Origin of the sequence: Yersinia sp. KBS0713 (assembly GCF_005937895.2) — a bacterium.
GTDB classification, from domain to species: Bacteria; Pseudomonadota; Gammaproteobacteria; order Enterobacterales; family Enterobacteriaceae; genus Yersinia; species Yersinia bercovieri.
This window is the reverse complement of sequence record NZ_CP042173.1, coordinates 2,727,509-2,751,511: the sequence shown is the minus strand read 5'-3', so window position 1 is coordinate 2,751,511 and position 24,003 is coordinate 2,727,509. Positions and strand designations below refer to the sequence as shown.

Genomic DNA, 24,003 nt, shown 5'->3' with positions numbered 1-24,003 from the left:
ATGAATAGGCAACAACGAGTAGAAAGCTTAACTCTCCGTCAGGACAATGGCCCGGCGTATCAGTTGTATCAAAACGCCTCTAAAGCCAATTTGCAGGCGCAAAAACCCCGTGACATCAAGATGTGCGATTCCGTGGAGCAGGCGATCCGCCGTTCAGGGCTGCAAGATGGCATGACCATCTCCTTCCACCATGCCTTCCGTGCCGGCGATTTAACCTTGAATCTGGTGATGGATGCCATCGCCGCCATGGGGTTCAAAAATCTGCGCCTGGCCTCCAGCTCCCTGAGCGACTGCCATTCACCGCTGGTGGATCATATCCGCAATGGCGTGGTCAGCGAGATCTACACCTCCGGAATGCGCGGGCCACTGGCAGAGGAGGTGTCGCGCGGATTATTAGGTAAACCGGTACAAGTCCACTCCCACGGTGGGCGGGTTAACCTGATTGAATCCGGCGAGCTGACCATTGATGTCGCCTTTATCGGCGTGCCCGCTTGTGACGAATTCGGCAATACCAATGGTGTTGGTCAAAGCAAGGATTTTAGCGGTAACGCCTGTTGCGGCTCTTTGGGCTACGCCAAAGTAGATGCCGAATATGCCGATTGTGTGGTGCTGCTGACCGAAGCCGTGGTGGCTTATCCCCATCACCCCGCCAGCATTACACAGGATCAGGTTGATTTGATTGTTCAGGTTGAAAAAGTGGGTGATGCCGACAAGATCGGCGCTGATACCACCCGCATGACCTCCAATCCCCGAGAATTACTCATTGCCCGGCGTGCCGCTGAGGTTATCGCCGGATCGGGCTATTTTGTTGATGGATTTTCACTGCAAACCGGCACTGGCGGGGCATCACTGGCCGTTACCCGTTTTCTTGAGGACAAAATGCTGCGGCGCAAAATTACCGCAGGTTTTGCCCTGGGCGGCATCACCTCAACCATGGTGGCACTCCATGAGAAGGGGCTGATTACCAAGTTGCTGGATGTGCAAAGCTTCGATCGCCAAGCCGCCGGCTCGCTGGCCCGCAATCCACGTCATATTGAAATCAGCGCTAATCAGTACGCCAATTTCAGCTCAAAAGGGGCGTCAGTCGATCGGCTGGATGTGGTGGTGCTCAGTGCGCTGGAAATTGACACCGGTTTTAACGTCAATGTGCTGACCGGCTCGGACGGCGTATTGCGCGGTGCTTCCGGCGGTCACTGTGATACGGCGGTCGCGGCGCGTCTGTCGATTATCGTCGCACCACTGGTTCGTGGGCGCATCCCGACACTGGTGAATAACGTGACCACTTGTGTCACCCCTGGTTCCAGCATCGATATTTTAGTGACCGATCACGGTATTGCGGTCAATCCGGCTCGGCCTGAGCTGGCAGAGCGCTTGCAGCAAGCGGGGTTGCCGGTGGTGAGTATCGATTGGCTCTATCAGCGCGCGTTGATTCTGACCGGGGTGCCGCAGCCCATCAAGTTCACTGATCGCGTGGTGGCGGTGGTGCGTTACCGCGACGGTTCAGTGATTGATGTTGTGCATCAGATAGAGGAGTAGGCGATGAATACGCTCTCTCCCGCACTCGCTGCCAATCGGCCCATTAGTCTGCCGGAGTTGCTCACCAGTCGTGAATCCCGCCAGAACCGACAACAACTCTGGCTGGCGCGCCATCAGGTGAGCTTGATTTCACTCACCCTGGTGGCACCCGGCGCGGTGAAAGATAACCCTTTGACGCGCAAGCTGTTTGCCCTGGCATGGCAGGCGATCACCACCTTGAGTCAACAGCAGCGTTGGCCGGTGTTGCAGCAAGAGGTCTTTCCGCTACCGACCGGCTGCGAAGGTTTGATAGCCGTTGATTTGCCTGCTGAGCAGGTGAAGGATGCGGCACTGCTCCTTGAGCTTAAGCATCCGCAGGGTCGGTTATGGGATATCGATGTGCTCGATGCGACCGGCCAGATCCTGTCACGCCGTGATGTTGGCTTGCCGCCGCGCCGCTGCCTGTTGTGTCACCGCCCCGCCAATGTGTGTGGTCGGGCGCAAACACACAGCATCAACGAACTACTGGCTCAGATGGAGTTGATGCTCAATGCCACAACTGCAACGCACTGACGAGAGGGCGACATCATCCCCCTCAGTGCTGGCTGGGGGGGCTTCTGGCTTCTCAACCTACTGGGGCGAGCTGGCGTATCGGGCGATGTTGACCGAGGTCAACTTGACGCCGAAGCCCGGTTTAGTCGATCGCTGCAACTGCGGCGCACATAAGGATATGGCGCTAATCGACTTTTATCACAGCGCCGATGCGATTGCGCCATGGCTACCGCGCTTTATTGAGCATGGCATCAACCATCACCATGTGCTGGGGCAGGCGGCACTGAACAGTTTGCGCCCACTGGGGCTGGCGTGTGAAAACAGCATGTTTCGCGCCACTGGCGGCGTCAATACCCATAAAGGCACGGTTTTCTCGTTGGGATTGATCTGCTGCGCACTGGGGCGGCTGCAGGCCCGCGCTGAACAGATCAATGCTGATGCGGTTTGCCACGAGGCTGCAAGCCTCTGCTGTGGGCTGACACAACGCGAGCTGTGCCAGTCAAACCCACAGCAAACTGCGGGGCAGCGACTGTTCTATCAACATGGCCTGACCGGCGCACGTGGCGAGGCCGAGTCTGGCTTCGCCACCGTATTGACCCATGCCTTACCGGCGTATCAGCGCTTATTAGCTGCCGGTACGCCACCTGACCACGCCCTATTGCACACCTTGCTGATTTTGATCTCCGTCAATCGCGATACCAATGTGGTCTCCCGCGGCGGTATGGCGGGGCTGCAGTGGCTACAACAACAGGCGACGGAAATTCTGACTTCACTCTCATCGGCAGGGATGGGTGACCCACTCAGCCAGCGGCGGGTGCAAGAGTTTGACGCCCAATGTATCGCCCGCAACCTAAGCCCCGGCGGCAGTGCTGACCTGCTGATCTTGACCTGGTTGCTGGCGCAGTTCCCTCATCATCCCTCTCACAAAAAATAATAACGGTGTTATAGGAGTCTCTTTATGTTGAAGTCGCAAGAGAAATTATGGAAAGCGCTCGCCCCCTTTGTGGTGCTGGCCATTCTGCTGCTGATCCCGACCCCGGAAGGAATGCCCCCTCAAGCCTGGCGCTATTTCGCGATTTTTGTCGCCATGATTGTGGGGATGATTTTAGAGCCGATTCCCGCCACGGCGATCAGTTTTATCGCGGTGACTATCTGTGTGCTCAGCTCTGACTGGGTGCTATTTAGCGCCGCAGAAGTGGCAGATGCTGGTTTTAATGGCGGCAAAGAGTCACTGAAATGGGGGCTGGCAGGGTTCTCCAGTACCACCGTCTGGCTGGTATTCGGCGCATTTATCTTTGCTCTCGGCTATGAAGCCACCGGACTGGGCCGCAGGATAGCCCTGTTTATGGTTAAATTTATGGGCAAGCGCACCCTGACACTGGGTTATGCCATTGTCATCATCGATATTCTGCTGGCCCCTTTCACACCATCGAATACCGCCCGTACGGGTGGCACCGTGTTCCCGGTGGTGAAAAACCTGCCGCCGCTGTTCGATTCATTCCCCAATGATCCATCATCACGGCGCATTGGTGGATATCTGATGTGGATGATGGTGATCGGCACCAGTATCAGCTCCTCGATGTTTGTGACCGGCGCGGCACCTAATGTGTTGGGTATTGAGTTTGTGAATAAGATAGCTGGCGTCCATATCGGTTGGATGCAGTGGTTCTTGGCATTCTTACCGGTTGGGTTAATTTTGCTGATCGTGGCACCCTGGCTCTCTTATGTGCTGTATAAACCCGGCGTGACAAAAAGTAATGAAGTGGCGGCCTGGGCGCAAACAGCACTGAATGAGATGGGGGCGCTGACTCGCAAAGAGATGATTCTGATAGGTTTAGTCTTGCTAAGCCTGTGTCTATGGGTATTTGGCGGCGCATTCATTGATGCGACAGCCGTCGGCTTGCTGGCCGTATCCCTCATGTTGGCGCTGCATGTGGTGTCATGGAAAGATATCACCAAATACTCCAGCGCCTGGAATACCTTGGTTAACCTGGCAACCCTGGTGGTGATGGCCAATGGCCTGACCCGTTCCGGCTTCATTGATTGGTTTGCTAACACCATGAGCACCCATTTGGATGGTTTCTCACCGACAATAACGGTGGTAGCGCTGGTATTGGTGTTCTACTTCTCTCACTATCTATTTGCCAGTTTGTCTGCTCACACCGCCACCATGCTGCCGGTTATTTTGGCGGTAGGTAAAGGTTTGAGTGGTGTACCGATGGAGCATTTATCTATGCTGCTGGTGCTCTCCATCGGGATCATGGGGGTGCTGACCCCTTACGCCACCGGCCCTGGTGTGATTATCTATGGCTGCGGTTATGTGAAATCGAAAGATTATTGGCGGTTGGGTGGGATCATGGGCGTGTTCTATATCACCATGCTGTTGTTGGTCGGCTGGCCAATCATGAGTCTGTGGTACTGATTTAAGCCTCTGTGCTGAGTTAACACCCTGTCCCAATATATGTTACCTCGTTGGGCAGGGTTCTAATATTGTGGTGGCGAAGGTTACCGACTACTATAAAGCCGATGAATCAATAGGATTAGGATAACCAGTGACGTCGGTCTTTATCCGTAACTTTACCTTCGCCGCACTGCCCGCCAGCGGTTTGAATGGTCAGCCACTGTTTCACGGACTGCTGGCGAAATGTGACTTTGATGTCAATGAATACCGGGATGAACTCTTTGCTGTCTATGGCATTGCGTTTCCTGGCAGCTTGCACAAGGCCGTGAGTCAACGGCGTGCTGAATATCTGGCCGGGCGCTTTGTGGCCCGCCAAGTTCTGAATATGCTAGAAATCCGAGACTACCCACTGGTCAATGGGCTGGATCGTGCACCCCAGTGGCCCCCCGGCCTGATTGGTAGCATCAGCCATAATCGCCAACGCGCTCTATGCACGGCTCAAATCATCACTCCCACAGTAGAGCCATTAACGGCAAGCCGCCATGGCATTGGGCTGGATATCGAAGGGCTGATCCCTGTTGAGCGGGCGAAAGATTTATGGCCCGGCATTCTCAGTGAGGAGGAGTACCGCAACTCTCAGGAAGGCCCGCTGCCTTTCAACCATTTGCTGACGTTAGCTTTTTCAGCCAAAGAGAGCTTATTCAAAGCAGTATATCCGCAACTGGGCCGTTATTTTGACTTTCTCGAGGCGCGGCTTATTAGCTATTCGCTACTCTCTGGGCGTTTTGAATTGCAACTATTACGGGGCTTAAGTGATGATTTCCCCGCAGGCCGCTGTTTTACCGGCTGTTTCACCGTTAGCGACAGTGATATTCAAACACTTATTGCTTATTAATATTGATGCTATCGATTTATAAAATAAGTTCTCAGAATTTAAAATTGGAAATTTTAATATAGATATACTAAATCTTTTTCTACCAGCCATATTTATCTGATAGGAAATCATGAAATATATCGTGCTAATTGTTTTTATCCTCTGTGTCGCCTATGTACATTTCCGAGGGAAGAGACGTTACAAATTCTGGCGGCAACTTTCAGACCACTCGACATTTGTCTCACCCATTAATGTGTTTATGTACTTATTTTCACGCGTTCCCACCACCCCCTATCTAAAGCAGGATCTTTTCCCCGAGCTTGCCATCCTGCGCGAAAACTGGCCTCAAATCAGGGAGGAGGGCAAAGGACTGATGGCTATCCAGCAGATCAAAGCATCGGATAAATATAATGATGCGGGTTTTAACTCTTTCTTTAAAACGGGCTGGAAACGGTTTTATCTGAAATGGTACGAAGATAGCCACCCATCGGCGATGACACTCTGCCCGCACACCACGTCATTATTACGTGAGTTGCCATCAGTGAAAGCGGCGATGTTTGCTGAATTACCGGATGGCAGCCGTTTACCCAGACATCGTGACCCTTATGCCGGCTCCCTGCGTTACCATTTGGGCTTAATGACCCCGAATGACGACCGCTGTTTTATTGATGTTGATGGAACAACTTACAGTTGGCGCGACGGCGAGGGGATCTTATTTGATGAAACCTATATTCACTATGCCGAAAATCAAAGCGGGCAGAACCGGCTTATTCTATTTTGTGATATTGAGCGCCCGATGCGCTACCGCTGGGCGCAATGGGTTAACCACTGGTTAGGGCGTCATCTGATGAGTGCTGCCACGGCACCTAATGAAGAGGGGGATCGTACCGGTGGCGTGAACCGGATGTTTAAATACATCTACGCGGTGCGCAAAGTGGGTAAGCGGCTCAAAGCCTGGAATCGCCGAATTTACTATCTGATCAAATGGCTATTATTTGGTGGTATCGCCGCACTGATTTTTTATGCGCTGTAAAACCGGGTTGGTAAAGAGGCCAGATAAGCAGCTCTTCGTTTTGATAAATAAGAGAAGTCATTTGATAAAAAAGAGAAGCAAAAAGCCCGCTTAAGTTTCCTTAAGCGGGCTTCTCTAATTTGGCTCCTCTGACTGGACTCGAACCAGTGACATACGGATTAACAGTCCGCCGTTCTACCGACTGAACTACAGAGGAATCGTGTGAACGGGGCGCATGATATCTGGCATGTCTGATGCTGTCAACGTTAAATGAGTGCATTTAGCGCGACTGCTCAGATGCTGAGCAATTGCGACAAATGGCGCTACTGCTTTTCCCAGCGTTTCAGTCTGGCCAGTGGGTCCTGACGATAGAACGCGCAAAAATGTTGATAAACAGCAGGGAAGCGGCCCTCCAGCAACTCAGGCGCACTGAAAAAATATTCAGATAACACGGCAAAACACTCCGCCGGGTCACTGGCGGCATAAGCATCCATGCTGGCGGCCTCGACACCGACCATATCTATCTCATCTTGAATATTATCCATCGCCTGATGCAGGTCATACTCCCACGAAGCGACATCCCGCATAGCAATGGGCGGCACACCGTTTGAGTTGCCACCATTACGCATATCCAACTTATGCGCGGCTTCGTGAATGACTAAATTAAAGCCTGATAAATCAAATGAGTCCTGGACATCTTGCCAGTTCAGGACAATCGGCCCCTGTTCCCAGCTCTGGCCGGATTGTACTGATTGACCCGAATGTACCAGGCCGAGGTCATCTTGCCACTCATCCTCAACCACAAAAGGCGAAGGATAAATGAGCACCTCATGAAAGCCATCTAGCCATTTAGCGCCCAGTTCCATGACGGGTAGTGCAAACAGCAGCGTAAGACGAGCTTGCATCAGAGGGGTTAATACCAACCCCTGCAACGGAACAAGCCGTTTTTGTTGTAGCAGATGACTCGCCACAGAGACCAGGCGCTCTTGCTCCTGCTCATTCAACGGCGCTAACAAGGGGATATCCAGGGCTTCGCGCCACTGTGCAAGTATCTCCGCTTGCGGTTGATTTGCTTTCCACAGCCACTTAATCATCAGGTTGCTCACAAAGTGATCATTCGAACGTCTAAAGCAGGGAGGTGTTGTTGTAAACATGCCGCAAAAGGGGCCATGTTCGCAACCCTTTCATGGAGAGAGACATGAGCGGTTGAAAAGGCCGCCTCGAAAACACCCGAGGAGATATTCTTTCAGCGGAGGGAAACCCCTCGCACTTTGCCATTATTCAAGCACTTATAGAAAAAAAATTCAGCGATCCTTATCACACTAAGTTTGCCTGGTTAGGGGATAAATCCGCGTGATCTTTTATCACCATCAGATGGGATGTCTCACCGGATGCGATAAAACATTTATTGAAATGGGCATCAATGAGCATCACTTTATTTTTGAGGTGCCTACATCGAACCTAAGATAATAATCCATTAAGAATTGCCATAATAAAATGTGGAGTATAAATGGGGCTTTTGTCAGCAAGGTGATGATTCAATATGCTTATTGTGGAATTACAAATTTCAAGGTTATCTTTTAATAAAATAAATTGATCAATAAATCTACTATTTAATTGTCATGTAGTTAGTGAGGTAATTATTTTTTTGGATAAATAAAACCCGCGTAGGACGGTAAATAACCGCGACGTAGGAATATTCCCACACAAGATCGACATCTTATCTTATATACAAGGAAACTCTTAAATCGTCTAATAACTTCATTGTTAATTAATTCATATATTTTCTGCATTAACAGATAATAAATGAAATTAAGCCGCAGGCGTCAGCCTATAGGTCGATTAAGTATCGAAATACGATACATTTCATATCAGGATTATTAAAATGAAAAAGCAACTGGCCCAAATTACCGTACTCTCCTCTTTAATTTTTGGTATTAATGCTGCCAATGCAGACGCACCTACTGCGGAATTAAAAGTAGTAGGTAGCTTGACAGTGCCAAGCTGCACCATCGTTGCGCCAGATGACGGCGTATATGACTTTGGTAACCTATCTTCATCTTTAGTTAAATCAGGCACCGCCACGACTGCCTTGACGCCAATAACTAAACATTGGACGGTAAACTGTGATGCAGAAACTTATCTAAACTTTACCCCCATTGATAACCGCACGGCTTCTGCAAGTGTTGCAGGTACAACTAACTTCGGATTGGGTAACGTGAATGGCACCGGTAAAATCGGTTATTACAATGCGCAGATGAAGAATGGTACTGTGGACGGTAAAGTCTCTAATGTGTTCTCCTCCGCCACCACCACCTTTGCAGCGGCCACCACCGCTAACCTGACAACAGGGTTACGCACCGGTTGGTCTTCTGCAGCCAATACCCAAAGTGTCGGCAAAGTGTTTACCGCTGACATTACAGTAAGCCCGATTCTGGCAGGAACCACCACCATGGGCGGGCCGATCACTGAAGATGCAGAGATCGACGGCTCAATGACGATGAACTTCGCCTTTGGTATCTAGTCCTTGTCTACCTAACGATAGAGATATAGGGGCAGAATTTATCCGCCCTATATCTCAAATTGAAATTCTCTTTTGCCATTTAGCTGATGAAGTTTGCATATACACAGGGTTTTTTTTGGTTAAATCGTCTTGTGTTTTTTATTCAAGAAACGAACAGAAGAGACTAAACCGAGAGTGACATTCGATATCTTGATAATGTTTGTCTGTACCATCCATTAATAAAACTTATTTCTTCATCTTATTTTCGGGGCGCTATTTTGTTTGCCTGTCGTATTTCGTTCCCGCTTATCGCGCTTATATTGTCTCTTTTTCCCGTTGCGGCTCTCTCCGCGACTAAAGAGGGGGCAGTGGCGTTTGATATAAAAACATTGGAAGGTTTGGGTTTCTCAGCGAAATTAGCTGAATTTTTCAGTACACAGGATAAATTTTTACCGGGTCAGCATGATGTCACCATTATTATCAACGCCAATAAAACCTACTCTGTCACCGCGACGTTTGATGGTGAAGGCAAATTATGTGCGGATAAACAGTTATTGATGGGACTGAAGTTACGCCATAAAAACAGTGATAATGGTTGCGAAAATATTGACACATTATGGCCTGGGGTGACTGTTAAGCTATTTCCCGGCCAATTTCGGGTGGAAATGACATTACCGCAAGAAGCTTTTGATCCTGAAATGGAAGGCAGTGATTACCAACAGGGTGGTCACGCATTATTGCTTAACTATAACTTATTTGGTCAGCGCTTCGAGAGCAACAACGATAGCCTCAATCTGTTTCAAGGACAATTTGAGCCGGGTATCAACGTTAATAACTGGGTACTGCGAAACCGTGGCGCCTACACTTATAACCAAGGAATCAACAGTTACGACAATCAGGAAACTTACGCATTGCGTGCTGTGGAGTCATTAAAATCTGTTGTGCAACTGGGTGAATTTGCTCTGGTCGGCGATACATATTCTGGTCTGCCAGTCGCGGGTGTTCAGTTATATTCCGATAATGCTCAGTTGAATAATACGCAGCTCACGGTGCCAATTGAAGGGATAGCGAATAGCAATGCCACTATTGAAATCCGTCAGCGTGGGCGAGTTATTTACCGAACTGTTGTCGCGCCAGGGCCATTTTCGCTATCTAATATCAGTAACTTTTCCAGTGGCGTCGTGACTGACGTCGATATAATTGAAGACGATGGTACACGGCAGCATTTCACCGTATCCAATGCTCTTGACCCGAATTTTGAGCAGCAGGCCGCCACACACCAATTGGCGATAGGTCGCTATCGGAATACGTTGCTTGATGATAAAGGTCAGTCGCCACTCTTGGTTTCGGGCGAAATATCGTTTAACCCGGCGAACTCTTTTCGTATGACGTCTGCCGGACTAATTTCTACTGATTATCAGAATATCAGTGTGCAAAACCTTTATAGCGATTTAGCTAATGGCTGGTTTTCAGCGGCGGCAAGTTATACCAATACCCAGGATGCGGGTCAGGGATATCAGTTTATGTTGCAGAACCAACTGGCAATGACTGGCAATTTAAGTGCTTCATTATCGACGGTATACAATTCAGCTAATTACTGGTCGCCGGATAATGCCCTGAGCAGTAACAATAATCTGCAGGACTTAATATACGGGAAATTACAAAATTCCACCTCGGCAGCCGTAACATGGGCGCATCCGCGGTGGGGCGCATTCTCCTATGTGCTGTCTAATAATAGCTATTATCAGGCGGCCGACACTGTTTCCCAAACTTTTTCTGCGAGCGAGCAATTTGGCCGGGTGACTACGACGCTGAGTTTCCAATCTACCTCGCAGGGGCAGAGTGCAATCTATGTTGGTATTAACCTACCATTAGGTCAAGGGTCACTCAGTGGGCGAATGCAGCGCGCCAATGGCAATATGACATTAGGCAGCACTTATCAGGGGCGCTGGGATGACAATAAAGGGTACTCAGTGGGGATAACTGGCAGTGATAGACAACGTCGTATTAATGGTGCGTTGAATATAAAAACGGCCTATTCACAACTGGCTAGTGGGGTATCTCAGGCGACAAATAATAGCCGCTCAGCATACCTTTCATTAAGTGGATCAGTGGCTTATGCGAATGACACCTTTGCTACTTCAGCATCGGCGATTGGCGATACCTTTGCTGTGGTGAGTGTCCCTCATCAATCTAACTTGCGTGTTTCTTCGCCTGGTAGTGGTATGGCGATTACCGATTATGCCGGGACGGCACTGCTGCCATCAGTCATGCCTTATACGGTATCGAAAGCACAAATAAGTACCAAAACATTGCCATTGAATATCCGTCTTAATAGCACCAGTGCTGAACTGAGGGTGACACGTGGCACTGTGGCAACCCGCTATTTTGAGGCGACAGAGACTCGCCAGTTGTTGCTGACTATTCGTGACAGCCAGGGTGAGATGATGCCGGTAGGTGCCAACGTGCTTGATGAAAAGGGTAACTTTCTGGGTACTATTATCGGCGATGGTAACTTTATGCTGGAAAACAGAGCAATTGGTATCATGTTACGCATAAAACCGGCTAATAGCAGTGAGTGCGTAGTGAATTATGCAGAACCGGATAAGTTTGATCCGGATACGTTGTATGAAGTTGCCGACGCGGTATGTCATTAAATTTAAAAATAGTCAGATACTCAGTAAATACTTTTTAAAATAGGATCTATTATGCAAAATACAATGGTTAGCTACCGCAGAGTGAGTATAGTGACTGGATGCTTCCATATCTTCAAACGTTTTAATTCGCTACTTATTTTGAGTTTGCTGGCTCTGTTAACTTGCTGGAGCATCACCTCTTATGCTTCATTCAAATTAGAGAGCACGACGGTTATTTTGAAAGAAGGTGAGGGGCGCACCAGTTTTACCATCGATAATACCTCCGCTAACCCGATATTATTGGTCACTAAATTGGTTGATTTAGATGGCAAAAATCTTAGCAAGCAGATTTTGATTTCGCCGCCAGTGGCACGCATTGATGCCGGGCAAAGCCAGCAGGTTAACTTTGTGCTGAAAAAAGGTACGGCTCTTAATACTGAAGTGCTGTTAAAAGCCTCATTTGAGGGTGTTGAACAGGTTCCGGGCAATGCGACCGTGATGCCAATCCGCCAGGAGATTGGTTTTCTGATCCAGCCGAATGCGGTGCCACAGATTAAAACACCATGGCAGGAGCTACTCCTCTCAACCTCAGGCAACAATTTAATCATTAAGAACCCAAGCAAACATGTGGTTCGCCTTGGGCCACAGGTGATTTTAGTGCCGGGTAATGAAGTTGTTGCGTTGGGAAACCCCTATATTATGCCTGGAGCCACTAAGCAGTTTGCGATTAAATCAGCGCCAACATCCGTTAAAGTCACACCACTGAGCCGATATGGATTTGTGCAAGCTGAAGTAACAGTTCCTATTACACGCTAGTAGCCTATTACGGCAGAGAATAAATATTAAAGGCGGCTGGCAATGGCCGCTTGTTTATTTTGAGAAGAGAGCTAAATAGGCTAGCTCTCTTTTTTCTTACCAAAAATCTTCAGTAGTGCGCCAACGGCACAACCAATAACCACACCTAAAATTACCCACTCAGTAAATGACATAATCAGACCTTTTCATTTGTTTGGCCTGATTATATAAATTATTCTCCGTTTGTCCATGCCAGACCCAATTAGCTGTTTTGCTGTTTATTGCTTTCACACATGGTGAGGTTCGCTATCGTCGACCATACTCGTTGTGGAAAAATATTCGTAGTTTTAATAAGGATATAAAATTATGACAATAGCAATAAATCGTATGCGGTTATCCACCATGGCCTTAATGCTCGCTAGCTTCGCGATCAATGCTGCACCTATTGCTGCACCCGTGACCGGTTACACTTTGGAGCGAGTGGTTATCTTGAGTCGCCATGGTGTTCGTTCGCCGACTAAACAAACACAGTTAATGAATGATGTGACACCCGATAAGTGGCCACAATGGCCAGTTCAAGCTGGCTATCTAACCCCCAGAGGCGCGCAATTAGTGACACTGATGGGGGGCTTTTATGGTGATTATTTCCGCAGTCAAGGGTTACTCCCAGCAGGGTGCCCGGCAGATGGAGCCATTTATGCGCAAGCCGATGTTGATCAGCGAACTCGCTTAACGGGGCAAGCATTCCTTGATGGTATAGCGCCGGGTTGTGGCCTAAAGGTGCATTATCAGGCTGATTTGAAAAAGGTCGATCCGCTGTTTCATCCTGTAGAAGCAGGTGTGTGTAAGTTAGATTCGGCACAAAGCCAACAGGCAATTGAGGCGCGACTGGGGGGGCCATTAAGTGAACTTAGCCAGCGCTATGCTAAGCCATTTGCCCAGATGGGCGAGATCCTAAACTTCGCCGCTTCACCCTACTGCAACTCACTACAGCAGCAAGGAAAAACTTGCGATTTTGCCACCTTTGCTGCCAATGAAGTTAAGGTGAATAAGCAGGGGACAAAGGTCTCGCTCAGTGGGCCGCTGGCATTATCATCCACGTTGGGTGAAATCTTCTTGCTGCAAAATTCGCAAGGGATGCCGGATGTTGCCTGGAATCGGTTAAGTGGAGCAGAGAATTGGGTTTCATTATTATCGCTACATAATGCGCAATTTGATTTGATGGCCAAAACACCTTATATCGCCCGTCATAAGGGAACACCGTTGTTGCAACAGATCGACACGGCGCTAGTACTTCAGCGGGATGGTCAAGGGCAAACACTGCCATTATCCGCGCAAACCAAACTCCTTTTCCTTGGTGGTCATGATACCAATATTGCTAATGTTGCGGGTATGCTGGGAGCTAACTGGCAACTACCGCAACAGCCTGATAATACCCCGCCGGGCGGAGGGTTGGTGTTTGAGCTATGGCAGAATCCAGATAACCATCAGCAATATGTTGCGGTTAAGATGTTCTACCAAACGATGGATCAATTACGGAATAGCGAAAAATTAGATCTGAAAATTCATCCAGCCGGTATTGTTGCCATTGAGATAGCTGGTTGTGAGAACAATGGGGCAGATAAACTTTGCCAGCTTGATACCTTCCAAAAGAGAGTGGCTCAGATTATTGAACCTGCATGTCATATTTAAAATAGTGCTATCCGGCTGGTATTACCGCTAGCCGGATATATAACGATTGAGTTAAAAACTTTGTGGCTATTAATCATGAAGCTGATTAGCGTTATATAAAGTAGCGCCGGAGTGACCCATTGATACAGATTCACTCCGGCATATAAGAATTGATATTAATACGGTGAGACATTAGCCTGCAAAACAGTGTAGCTCAACAAAGGATTAACCCAGTCTGACTAAATCAAAAGGCACGTAACGTGCGCCGGTATGTTGTAACTCTACAACTGGCTCGCGCTCTGCTTGTACTGGGGCCAAACCATCCGCATGGATAGCTTTTGCTACATCTATTTCCCCTGTTTGCGCGACCATAACACGTTTGCCTGGGATAATTTGGTTTCTATTTCTATCATAGACTTTAACCATATTAACCTCCAATGCACTAGCTATTATAACCCTTGTTTACTTGACGCGAAAAATGATATTTATTTTTTTAGTGGGGATCAAGTGGAATAGCGAATTTTTTTCAGAAGATTAGCAGGGAATACTATTTAGCGAGGCGATTATAACCTTATTGAGGAGCCGGCCTGGTTGCAGACTCCTGGTCGTATATACTCAGTAACAAGCTATCAGCTATATCAGCGCTTTTTTCGTTAATGATTCCAGTATTTTTAGCGGAGATTGCTGAGGGTTTTTCATTCCAGTAACTGGCAGTAGGAAAGTTTGTTCCAGCATATATTGCCCACCCATCGCCGCATGAGGGGTTTGATCTGAAAAACAGATCCAACTGCTGCCGGGTGGGAAATCAATCGCTTGTTGCAGCCCATTTTTTTGATAGTCCAAATCTGACTTCATTTTATCATGTAACTGAAGCATCAGATGGTCGTAATGGCTACGGCGGCACTTAGTGATACCCACTTTATGTTGGAGCCAACTACTGATAGGTGAATAGCGTTCAAGTTGGGGTAAATAGCGGCTGGCAAGCTGTGTGAACTCTTCGCCCACCCGCCACGCACGAGGCTCACCATGAGGATTGATATTGGAGAAAATACGAATGATGCGCTCACCATAATTAGGGCGAGAAGGGAAAGCATCAACATGTAGGCGGCTATCATCTTTACGCCAAGATGTCTTATCGCGCCAAGCGGTCACTGGGTGCAAACGTAGACTATTGGTCGGGCTATGTAGGGCGGAGGTATACTCCGGCAGTAATTGATTCACCAGACTGAGGCAACTTTGGTAATAGCGCTCAAGCAACTGGCGAATTAATGCCACCTTGGTTTCATCAGTGACACCAGTGAGCACGCCTTCCTGTGGTTTGAAGCTGATATTCTTACGTTTTACATCAACCAATGCAGGATCAAGCAGCTGTTTTTCCTGTTCACTCAGTTCAAAAGTAAGATGGGGTAAAAATAGAACTTTGCCTTGCTCCAGAGCCTCAACAGCACTGTTGCCATCCCCCTGGTCCCAACGGCTGTGGGGTAGCGTAAGAATCAATGAATCTGACGCCTGATTTAGATTATCACTACTCATCGATTATCCGCTGTTAGATATTCATCCAATGATTAGAATCATAACGCTTTATTATAGATAAAGTGAGGTTTGTAACACAATTTTCAGAATTTACAGCCCCTAACTAACTGAGCTAATGGCGGTAACCGCCGCATAATGGGTGATGATTTTACAATCGAGGTCTGGATTTCGGCGTGTTCTGACCATCGATCAGTGATGATATCCAGTTGCTCCATAGATTGAATGTGTAAACGGCTAATAAAACAGTCATCACCGGTCACTTTGTCACATTCAACACACTCTGGTGTTTCTTGGATCATTTGTTGGACTATATGCAACATCCCTACCAAAGGCTTAACGCGCACAATAGCTTGCAAGTTATAACCAAATGCCCGTTGGTCTAGGTCTAATGTATAGCTACGGATGATATTTCGTTCTTCAAAGCGCCGCAGGCGTTCAGATGTGCTGGGAGAGGAGAGGTTCACTTGTTGGGACAAGTCTTTCAGCGAAATACGGGCGTTTTCTGCTAAAATAGCAATCAATTGTTCGTCAATCTTATCCATACCGGTATTGGCCTCTTATTATTAGGTGTATTGGCACTATTATAGGCGGTTTTTTAATGGACTACCGACTTTTGCCTAATAAATTTAATCTATCTGATAGATAAAGAGGCCAAGCTACGACAACCACTTTGCCCCTGTGGTAGGGAAAAAGTGTTTTTTAATCTTACTGCTTTCAAGCTGATGTACTGGTTAATGAGGTGATGGCACTTGGCTCATTGGATTGAGTCGACTTTTTTTGCAAATAGGCCAAATCATAGACATCGTAAAAATCTATCTCACCTTTGTTGCTAATAATATGTTTAAAGCGAATCTTAAATTGATCACTGATATTTTTATTATTCAATATCTCATCAATAGCTTGTGTTGATAACGCACGACTAAAGAACCACTCACCGTTGTAACAGACACGTAAATCAAGAACACCTATATCCTCAAACCTAAAGACTGGCTTGATTTCCATCATCAGAATTGCTGACATCAGGCCAAAGAAAACGGTAAAAGCAATCATATACCCGGTGCCAAAATAGGGCGTTAAGTACATTAAAACTAAAACAAAAAAGTATGATACTAGCATCGCCAGACAGAGATATGGGTGCTTGTAGACAAAATCGCTGTTAAATTTTAACCGACCATCTCTTTTTTCTTTTTGATTTATTCTTGCGATGTCGTCGATTAATATCTTTTTAATTATGTCCATAATTATGACCTTGTAATTAATAACTCATAAAATTAACCATACCGCTTGTTATAGAATAGCATGGAAGGTTAAATCTAAAGTATAGCAGTTCAATAAATTCGCTAGCTAAACTGTTATAGGTGAGTAGGTGGTTAATAGAGATGTATATTATTTATTCATCAGGCGAAAGCAACGACTTAATGCTCACTTTCGTCTGATGGTTTATCACCATGTGGCTAATAATGGTCTCAAAACAGCGCTAAACTGTCAGGACAATTTTGCCGATATGCGTACTGCCTTCCATTAATTCATGCGCTTTTGATGCTTCTTCCAGTGGGAACGTGCGGAAGATCTGTGGCTTCATTTTGCTCTCACTCAGCAGCGGCCAAACTTGTTGTTCTAACTCTTTGGCGATCAGGGCTTTCTCCGCTACGCTGCGTGAACGCAATGTAGAACCGGTGTGTGTTAAGCGCTTTAGCAACATTAACATTAGGTTAAGATCTTTGACGTTACCATTCTGCGTGCCAATCTGAACAATACGACCATTCATGGCAGCAGCTTCATAATTGCGAGCGACATAGTCTCCGGCAATTAAATCAACGATAACATCGACGCCTTTACCGGATGTTGCTCGCTTGGTTTCAGCAACAAAGTCCTGAGTGTGGTAATTAATGGCGATATCTGCCCCCAATGTTAGGCACGCCTGCTGTTTTTCTTCAGAACCTACAGTGACTATCACGGTTTTTGCACCAAATGCTTTGCTTAGTAATATTGCAGTCGTTCCTATGCCGGAAGATCCTCCATGAATTAAAACAGTTTCACCCGCGGTAAAATGTCCACGTTGGAAGAGATTGGTCCATACAGTGAAGAATGTTTCTGGTAGAGCCGCCGCTTCGATATCAGTCAGGCTATCGGGGATCTGCAAGGCATTGGTTTCGTGTATGACACAGTACTGGGCATAACCCCCACCCGCTATCAAGCCACACACTCTGTCTCCAATCTTAAAGCGGCTGATATCGGCAGCGGTAGCAACCACTTCGCCAGCAACTTCTAATCCGGGAATATCGGAGGCTCCGGGCGGTGGTTCATATTGACCACGACGTTGCATCACATCTGGGCGGTTTACCCCAGCGGCGGAAACTTTAACCAGTATTTCACCAGAAACAGGCATAGGGATCGGCCGCGTTACCGACACTAACACTTCCGGCCCACCAGACTGTGCGATTTCAATCGCGACCATGTTCGCCGGAAGATGAGCTAATAATTTCATAAAATTCCTTTGTCGCATGAAGGTGACAGGTTAAAAGTTATACCAGTGGCTGGCTGAGTAAGTATCTTAGCGCTGTAATAGAAATGATCGATAGCGAGAATGTGCTTAAGTGATGGCTAGATTCAGGTGGGGTGAGGTATCGCAGGGGGTTAAAAAAATCAAAAAAAACGCCCAATAGTGTGGGCGTATAAATTTACAAAGGAGTCATACATGTATGGACAGACTTGCATGGCGACAAACAAGGCATGGCTAAAATCAAGACTAAGAGATGTTTGAACGCTTTGATTGTATGGGTGTTACGCCAGTGCTGATATAGGTATAAATCTGAAATTGCACGTTAATAGCGTTACAGATTCAACGGCTTTTCCCCCACAAACCTAAGCTTGCCCACAAATCTAAGTGTTGTATTGCCAGCAAACTTGGTACTGATAAATTTTGTCTGTCAATAAATCATCTGCATGGACGCTAGGACTCCATGAGTCGTCACCACCCACCCCCATATGGAAACCGTCAATATTCAGCCAAGTCCCTTGCTCTGGTTTGAGTAGATGCTGGTGGCTGGTGGTCATGAGTTGCTCTGTACTGTAACGGCTGATACCAAAATGGAAGTGACCGGTCATTTGCCAAGGACCGTAATTCAAGGTGCTGGTATTACAGCGCAACCCATTCTCGCTTGGGAATATGTAGGGTGTGTGCATCTGCTCAAGGGGTTGCGACCAATGGCTATATTGTGCCGATAGTTGTCTATCAGGATAGTTTTCATGAGGCCCTAGCCCCATCCACTCCACGTGTTCTGCAATAGCTGATAACTGACAGCACATACCGACTCTTGCCGGAGGGGGGAGTGCTGTCGCCACTTGCGTGCGGACATCAATGGTCATGCGGCCTTGCTGATCAAAATGGTATAGCCAATGTGTATGCAATAACTGTTGACCCGCAAACCCGTAGCTGTGCTCGGCACTGACTTGTATTGAGCTAGATAAACTATCAGCCTGTAGTGATAAGCAACGCGATTCCAACTGATACATCCCCGCCTTCTTCCAGCGCTCAACCCAGGCGTTGGGATCGATACGAGTGGCTTCACTGATACCAATATCATTATCAAGCGGGGCACGGACAAACTGATCACGCAGCGGGCTGAGTAACATAGGATTTTCACCCAGCCACCACTGCTCTAGCAACCCAGATTGACGATTGAACTGCCAGCGCTGCTGCTGGTGTGCCACGATAATGTAGTGCGTGTCTTGGTGCAGTTGAAGGGTGCCTGGTTCGCTCTCTTCAGGGAAATGGCTAGGTTGCGCAAAAAGGGCCTGTGGTAAATGCCACTGATGCCATGCGCTGCGATGATCACTTGGCGACCAAGGTGTCTCATTTATCTGCCTGACCTCAACATTCAACCATAAACTACCGGGGTTATTGATGATGGGTAGTTGCTCGGCTAGTGTGTAATTACGTGTACTTTCGGGGAGCAAATCCAGCGATAGGTAACCTTCTAGCGCGGTTTCACCTTCGCATTCAATGCGCCAATAGAGGCGTTCGTTGTCGCTGCTTCTGAATAGATATTCGCTGGTGACACTGATCACCAATGGCGCGGTACTCAATAATGAGAATTGGAAGAATTGTTGCGCGCATTGCGCTTCGTACAAGCTTGGGTGTGGGCTGCGATCAGGGAAGAGTAACCCATTCATACAGAATTGGCGATCATTGGGTTTATCGCCAAAATCACCACCGTATGCCCAATAAGGCTGACCATGCTCATCATAGCGGGTGAGGCTTTGATCTAACCAATCCCAAACAAATCCCCCTTGTAGCCGAGGATACTGGCGAAATGCTTGCCAATAGCGGGCAAAACCGCCAAAGCTATTACCCATTGCATGGGAATATTCACACAAAATCAATGGGCGAGACTCATCCGGTAAGCCCACCCATTTTTTAATTGACCATTTGGGCACCGCAGGAAAGGGCTGGTCCTCATCTACACGGGCATACATTGGGCATACAATGTCAGTAGCGGCAGTGTTTGCACCACCCCCCTCATATTGTATCGGGCGAGTCGGGTCATTACTTTTTACCCAACGGTAGAGAGCATCATGGGTTGCACCATGGCCCGATTCGTTGCCCAATGACCAGATAATGATACAAGGGTGGTTGCGGTCACGCTGGACCATCCGCGTCACTCGCTCGCTAAAAGCAGAGAACCACTGCGGGTCGTCAGCTAAACGGCCCATAGGCTGCATACCATGTGTTTCGATATTGGCTTCGTCAACCACATATAGCCCGTAGCGATCACACAGCCGATACCATAATGGGTGATTTGGATAGTGGGAGCAGCGCACGGCATTAAAGTTATGCTGCTTCATCAAAGTGATGTCCTGCCGCATGCTCTCTTCATCTACGGCTTGGCCGGTTTGCGGATGATGTTCGTGGCGATTGACCCCACGAACGAGTATCGCTTTGCCATTAACCTTAAGCTGGCCCTGATGAATGGCAACCTGCCGGAAACCAACATCATAGGCTTCCGCCTCGATCAGTTCATGCCGATTATTTAGCAGAGAAATAACTGCGCGATACAATGTAGGCTGTTCTGCGCTCCATAATAAGGGGCGATCGACTCGCAAGCACACACGAGTGCGGTCAGAATAAGGGCCTCGTTCGTCAATCGCCGAGGTGCCCAGAGGTTGTTGCGAGCTTGCAATCAGCTGATCTGCTAACCAAAGTTGTACGCGGACTTGATAGGCTCCGGTGACCTGCGGGTCATTGATAGCAAGTTGTGGGATGTTAACCGCAGCCATCACCTCTAAATTGGCAGAGCTGAACTCCGGAGAGAGGTGAGTCGCGATATGAATATCACGCAAGTGAATCTCTGGCTTATGCAGTAAACTGACATCACGAAAAATACCGCTCATGCGCCACATATCCTGATCTTCAAGATAGGAGCCATCGCTCCAGCGCAGCACTAAAACGGCGATACGGTTATTTCCCGCCTGTAAATAAGGTGTGAGATCGAACTCGGCGGGCAGGCGGCTGTCTTGGGAGTAACCGACCCACTCCCCATTACACCACAGGTAAAATGCTGAATTAACGCCATCAAAAATAATGCGTGTCTGACCTGACGCGAGCCAATCTGGTGCTAATGTAAAATCACGCGAATAGCAGCCGGTTGGGTTCTCATTTGGCACGTAGGGGGGATCAACTGGAATAGGGTATTGCACGTTAGTATAAATGGGCGTGTCATAGCCATGGAGCTGCCAATTGGCGGGAACCGGCAGCGTCTTTACCCCCGCTAAATCTTGATCAACCCAATTATCGGGGACGTACTCTGGTTGGGTGAAATAGCTAAACGACCACGATCCATTAAGCAACTGCCGCTGTGCAGAAGCTGAGTCGCTTTGCGCGGCGTTAACGTCACGCCAACTCTGAAAGGGGGGATGAGCCTCAAGGCGGTGATACTGCGTCACTTGTGGGTTCTCCCAGTCCCTACGAGACAAAATCTGCGATAGAGTTGGCTTAGCCTGCTGTTGAGCCATCTGCTGTGACGTCATGATATCAACCTCATTTTTTGCGAAAATCATCTTTCTTTAGTCAGCGATAAAAATAAATGTTATGCGCTCACAATTACGATGCATTCAAGATGAATTCAGTGGCAGATAAAGTAAATAGCTGTTGGTTAAATAGTCGAGAGTGATCGCACTTATTCGTTTTTAGGCGCAAATGGGGCCGTTGTCTGACGTATTGTTAGTTGGGTGGCTAATAGCAACGTTTCAGAAGGGGGCTCAATGGTATGGTGCAACCTGACTATCAGGCGGGAGACGCTCTCTTCCCCCAACAGTTTGAAATTTTGCCTGACAGTGGTCAGTGGTGGTTGGAAATAGGCACTGTCTGCGGTGTCATCGTAACCAATGACGGAGACTTGCCCCGGCACATCGATATTATGTTCATGCAGTGCACGTAACACGCCAAGCGCCATTTGGTCGTTAGCTACTAAAATGGCACTAAAGGGGGTGTGGCTGGTAATGAGTTTCTGCGTTGCCTGATAACCACTTTGGGCGTCCCACTCCCCGTGATAGACCGCCTGTGGCATTAATGAGGCACGGCTCAAAGCCTGTAGCCAGCCCTGATAGCGCAATTGGGCTGAAATAGCCTCTTTCGGCCCGCAAATTAGCGCTATTTGCTGGTGGCCTAATGCAATCAGGTGGTTTGCCCCCTGAATAGCCCCGACCTTGGGGTCAAACAAGACACTGAAAGCGGCAGATTGCGGGTCAACATCCAGAAACAACACCGGAGTCCCTGCACACTGCTGGACAACTTTCTGGCTGCGGGTTGGTTTCAGAGGAACATTCACTAAAATTCCATCAACCCGCTGAGCTAATAGCTCATTTATGGCCTGCTGACAGGCATGGTCACTGTGATCATCTACCATCGCAATGACAATTGAGTATCCCAATTCACGGGCTCTGCTTTTTATTGCCGCTGCGATTTGCGAGGGGGCATGTAAAGAGAGGTCCGTGGTTGCCAGCCCTAGAGTAAGGCTATGTTTGCCCGCTAATTGCTGCGCTACCCGGTTAGGAACATAATTTAGGTCAGTCATGGCCTGTTCCACCTTGCAGCGGGTTTTGGGCGAGACATGGACTGCCTGATTTAAAACGCGGGATACGGTTTGATACGAAACACCGGCTTGGCGTGCGACATCATCTAAAGTGACAGATTTCGGCCTCATGTCTCTCTCTCGGGGTAGGTGGCTGCTTATTTTAGCAAAATTTTAAGATAAACTTTTAGTGCTGGCCGATAAACGTGATGAAAAGCAGGCCATTTAGCGTATTTTGATATTTTTTCCTGAATGCGGCAGTGTGCCTTGATTCGGAGGATCATTAATTTGGTGATTATTCCGTGTAAAAATGAGTATCAAGAGTATAATAAGTGGCTTTTTTGGCTTTATTTTAGGCGGCTGATCAAGAATCTTCTGTTTGCCTGCTAAAAAGAGTTGCTATTAAAAGCCGGTCATGAGTTAATGCGTCTCGGCCTGTGGTACAGACCTATTTATGCACGACATCTTGAGTAAAGTGGTTCATATTTAAAGCGTTATCGTTGATAGCTCTTCACTGACGAATTTCCTTCATAGTGCCTCCATAAGTAACGACTGATAACCGGCTATAACACGCCCATGGTGGCAAAATTTTTTAATAAAGGAAATAAACATGTCTAACATGATGAAAGGTCAAGTAAAGTGGTTCAACGAGTCTAAAGGCTTCGGTTTCATCACTCCAGCTGATGGCAGCAAAGACGTGTTCGTTCACTTCTCTGCAATCCAAGATCAAGGCTTCAAGACCCTGGCTGAAGGCCAGAATGTACAGTTCTCTATCGAGAACGGTGCTAAAGGTCCGTCTGCAGCAAACGTAACTGCAATCTAATTGGCCCTTGGCTGATTATCAAAAAACCCGCTAAGGCGGGTTTTTTATTGCCTAGCGTAAAGCAACATCGGCTGTATAGCGTAACTCTTTGATGTCAGACACCTCCTGTCTGGTTAGCCGCTATTTTGGCTCCACTGACTGACTCAAACCCGCCCGTTATACGCACAAGTGCCTCTCTTCTCTCAAATAAAATCACCAAAAGCATACCGTTACCTATACGTAAGCCTTATCATTCTCATCTGATTCTGTACTATACCCTTATACTTGAAGCTGCAGGGGAGTCGCTGCAACTCCAATGAATTTGGGTATACACTAGTGGCATTGATTTAATCGAAGGTAATATCATGAAAGTGAATGATCGGGTGACAGTAAAAACCGATGGCGGCCCACGACGTGAAGGGGTTGTTTTAGAGGTAGAGCAGTTTAGTGAGGGCGTCATGTACCTGGTAGCACTGGAAGATTATCCAGCCGGTGTCTGGTTCTTTAATGAAATTGATAGCCATGATGGCACTTTTGTTGAGCCGCTGCACAAGTAGTACGAGTACCACATCGGGTGCTTCCAATAACCGGAGGAAGGTGTCTGCCTTGCCTCCGGTTTTGCTAGTTGATGTTATC

Annotated in this window: 20 protein-coding genes and 1 tRNA gene; 12 read left to right on the top strand and 9 right to left on the bottom strand. The window is 47.8% G+C overall.

Going from position 1 to position 24,003, the window contains the following annotated elements; genetic code table 11:
- The 6 genes from citF to lpxO all read left to right on the top strand — a co-directional run bounded on the left by citF (window position 1) and on the right by lpxO (window position 6,375).
- Entirely contained in the window at window positions 1-1,536 is a 1,536-nt protein-coding gene (gene citF / locus FFE93_RS13185) for a citrate lyase subunit alpha (protein WP_049599080.1), read from the top strand.
- Between the two features lie 3 nt (window positions 1,537-1,539).
- Window positions 1,540-2,088, top strand: a complete 549-nt coding sequence (gene citX / locus FFE93_RS13180) for a citrate lyase holo-[acyl-carrier protein] synthase (protein ID WP_005279131.1) — start codon at window positions 1,540-1,542, stop codon at window positions 2,086-2,088.
- Window positions 2,066-3,001 carry a triphosphoribosyl-dephospho-CoA synthase CitG gene (gene citG / locus FFE93_RS13175; RefSeq protein ID WP_409994322.1) on the top strand — a complete coding sequence of 312 codons (936 nt, stop codon included), beginning with the start codon at window positions 2,066-2,068 and terminating at the stop codon, window positions 2,999-3,001. The genes citX and citG overlap by 23 nt, the downstream gene beginning before the upstream one ends.
- A gap of 24 nt (window positions 3,002-3,025) precedes the next feature.
- A complete protein-coding gene (locus FFE93_RS13170) occupies window positions 3,026-4,489 on the top strand; it encodes an anion permease (protein ID WP_005279126.1) in 1,464 nt (487 codons plus the stop codon).
- Between the two features lie 130 nt (window positions 4,490-4,619).
- Complete coding sequence (locus FFE93_RS13165) at window positions 4,620-5,363, top strand: 4'-phosphopantetheinyl transferase (protein WP_005279124.1); 744 nt, start codon at window positions 4,620-4,622, stop codon at window positions 5,361-5,363.
- A 109-nt stretch (window positions 5,364-5,472) separates the two neighbouring features.
- The gene (gene lpxO, locus FFE93_RS13160) at window positions 5,473-6,375 is read left to right on the top strand and encodes a lipid A hydroxylase LpxO (protein WP_032898962.1); all 903 of its coding nucleotides are present in this window, start codon (window positions 5,473-5,475) and stop codon (window positions 6,373-6,375) included.
- Between the two features lie 120 nt (window positions 6,376-6,495).
- Here the strand turns inward: lpxO and FFE93_RS13155 are convergent.
- Together FFE93_RS13155 and mtfA are read right to left on the bottom strand one after the other, a co-directional pair.
- Window positions 6,496-6,571, bottom strand: a tRNA-Asn gene (locus FFE93_RS13155).
- Window positions 6,572-6,677: 106 nt separating this feature from the next.
- The gene (mtfA, locus tag FFE93_RS13150; RefSeq protein WP_032898536.1) at window positions 6,678-7,448 is read right to left on the bottom strand and encodes a DgsA anti-repressor MtfA; all 771 of its coding nucleotides are present in this window, start codon (window positions 7,446-7,448) and stop codon (window positions 6,678-6,680) included.
- 791 nt (window positions 7,449-8,239) lie between these two features.
- Between mtfA and FFE93_RS13145 the strand changes: the two genes are divergently transcribed.
- The 4 genes from FFE93_RS13145 (at window position 8,240) to FFE93_RS13130 (ending at window position 13,980) form a co-directional block, all read left to right on the top strand.
- Window positions 8,240-8,878, top strand: a complete 639-nt coding sequence (locus FFE93_RS13145; protein ID WP_005277414.1) for a DUF1120 domain-containing protein — start codon at window positions 8,240-8,242, stop codon at window positions 8,876-8,878.
- Between the two features lie 287 nt (window positions 8,879-9,165).
- Window positions 9,166-11,514, top strand: coding sequence for a fimbria/pilus outer membrane usher protein (locus FFE93_RS13140; RefSeq protein WP_315850383.1), 2,349 nt, complete (start codon window positions 9,166-9,168; stop codon window positions 11,512-11,514).
- A 51-nt stretch (window positions 11,515-11,565) separates the two neighbouring features.
- Entirely contained in the window at window positions 11,566-12,309 is a 744-nt protein-coding gene (locus FFE93_RS13135; protein ID WP_032898533.1) for a fimbria/pilus chaperone family protein, read from the top strand.
- A gap of 366 nt (window positions 12,310-12,675) precedes the next feature.
- Complete coding sequence (locus FFE93_RS13130; RefSeq protein ID WP_409994338.1) at window positions 12,676-13,980, top strand: AppA family phytase/histidine-type acid phosphatase; 1,305 nt, start codon at window positions 12,676-12,678, stop codon at window positions 13,978-13,980.
- A gap of 204 nt (window positions 13,981-14,184) precedes the next feature.
- Here the strand turns inward: FFE93_RS13130 and ydfZ are convergent, their stop codons facing one another.
- The 7 genes from ydfZ to FFE93_RS13095 all read right to left on the bottom strand — a co-directional run bounded on the left by ydfZ (window position 14,185) and on the right by FFE93_RS13095 (window position 22,697).
- Window positions 14,185-14,385: a putative selenium delivery protein YdfZ gene (gene ydfZ, locus FFE93_RS13125; protein WP_005277404.1), complete on the bottom strand. Its 201-nt coding sequence runs from the start codon at window positions 14,383-14,385 to the stop codon at window positions 14,185-14,187.
- Between the two features lie 207 nt (window positions 14,386-14,592).
- Window positions 14,593-15,492, bottom strand: a complete 900-nt coding sequence (locus tag FFE93_RS13120) for a Kdo hydroxylase family protein (RefSeq protein ID WP_005277402.1) — start codon at window positions 15,490-15,492, stop codon at window positions 14,593-14,595.
- Window positions 15,493-15,575: 83 nt separating this feature from the next.
- A complete protein-coding gene (locus FFE93_RS13115; RefSeq protein WP_005277400.1) occupies window positions 15,576-16,034 on the bottom strand; it encodes an Lrp/AsnC family transcriptional regulator in 459 nt (152 codons plus the stop codon).
- Between the two features lie 172 nt (window positions 16,035-16,206).
- Window positions 16,207-16,731 (bottom strand): YlaC family protein, encoded by a 525-nt coding sequence (locus FFE93_RS13110; protein ID WP_005277399.1) that lies wholly within the window; start codon window positions 16,729-16,731, stop codon window positions 16,207-16,209.
- Between the two features lie 238 nt (window positions 16,732-16,969).
- A complete protein-coding gene (locus tag FFE93_RS13105; protein ID WP_049599072.1) occupies window positions 16,970-17,980 on the bottom strand; it encodes an NAD(P)H-quinone oxidoreductase in 1,011 nt (336 codons plus the stop codon).
- A 395-nt stretch (window positions 17,981-18,375) separates the two neighbouring features.
- Entirely contained in the window at window positions 18,376-21,522 is a 3,147-nt protein-coding gene (locus FFE93_RS13100) for a beta-galactosidase (RefSeq protein WP_049599571.1), read from the bottom strand.
- Window positions 21,523-21,671: 149 nt separating this feature from the next.
- A complete protein-coding gene (locus tag FFE93_RS13095; RefSeq protein WP_054872148.1) occupies window positions 21,672-22,697 on the bottom strand; it encodes a LacI family DNA-binding transcriptional regulator in 1,026 nt (341 codons plus the stop codon).
- Between the two features lie 478 nt (window positions 22,698-23,175).
- Here FFE93_RS13095 and cspE point away from each other — a divergent pair, with 478 nt between their 5' ends.
- Both cspE and dsrB read left to right on the top strand, forming a co-directional pair.
- On the top strand, window positions 23,176-23,388 hold the full coding sequence (cspE, locus tag FFE93_RS13090; protein ID WP_002210893.1) for a transcription antiterminator/RNA stability regulator CspE: 213 nt from the start codon (window positions 23,176-23,178) through the stop codon (window positions 23,386-23,388).
- A gap of 344 nt (window positions 23,389-23,732) precedes the next feature.
- Window positions 23,733-23,924, top strand: a complete 192-nt coding sequence (gene dsrB / locus FFE93_RS13085; protein WP_005277391.1) for a protein DsrB — start codon at window positions 23,733-23,735, stop codon at window positions 23,922-23,924.
- The last annotated feature ends 79 nt before the right edge of the window (window positions 23,925-24,003 follow it).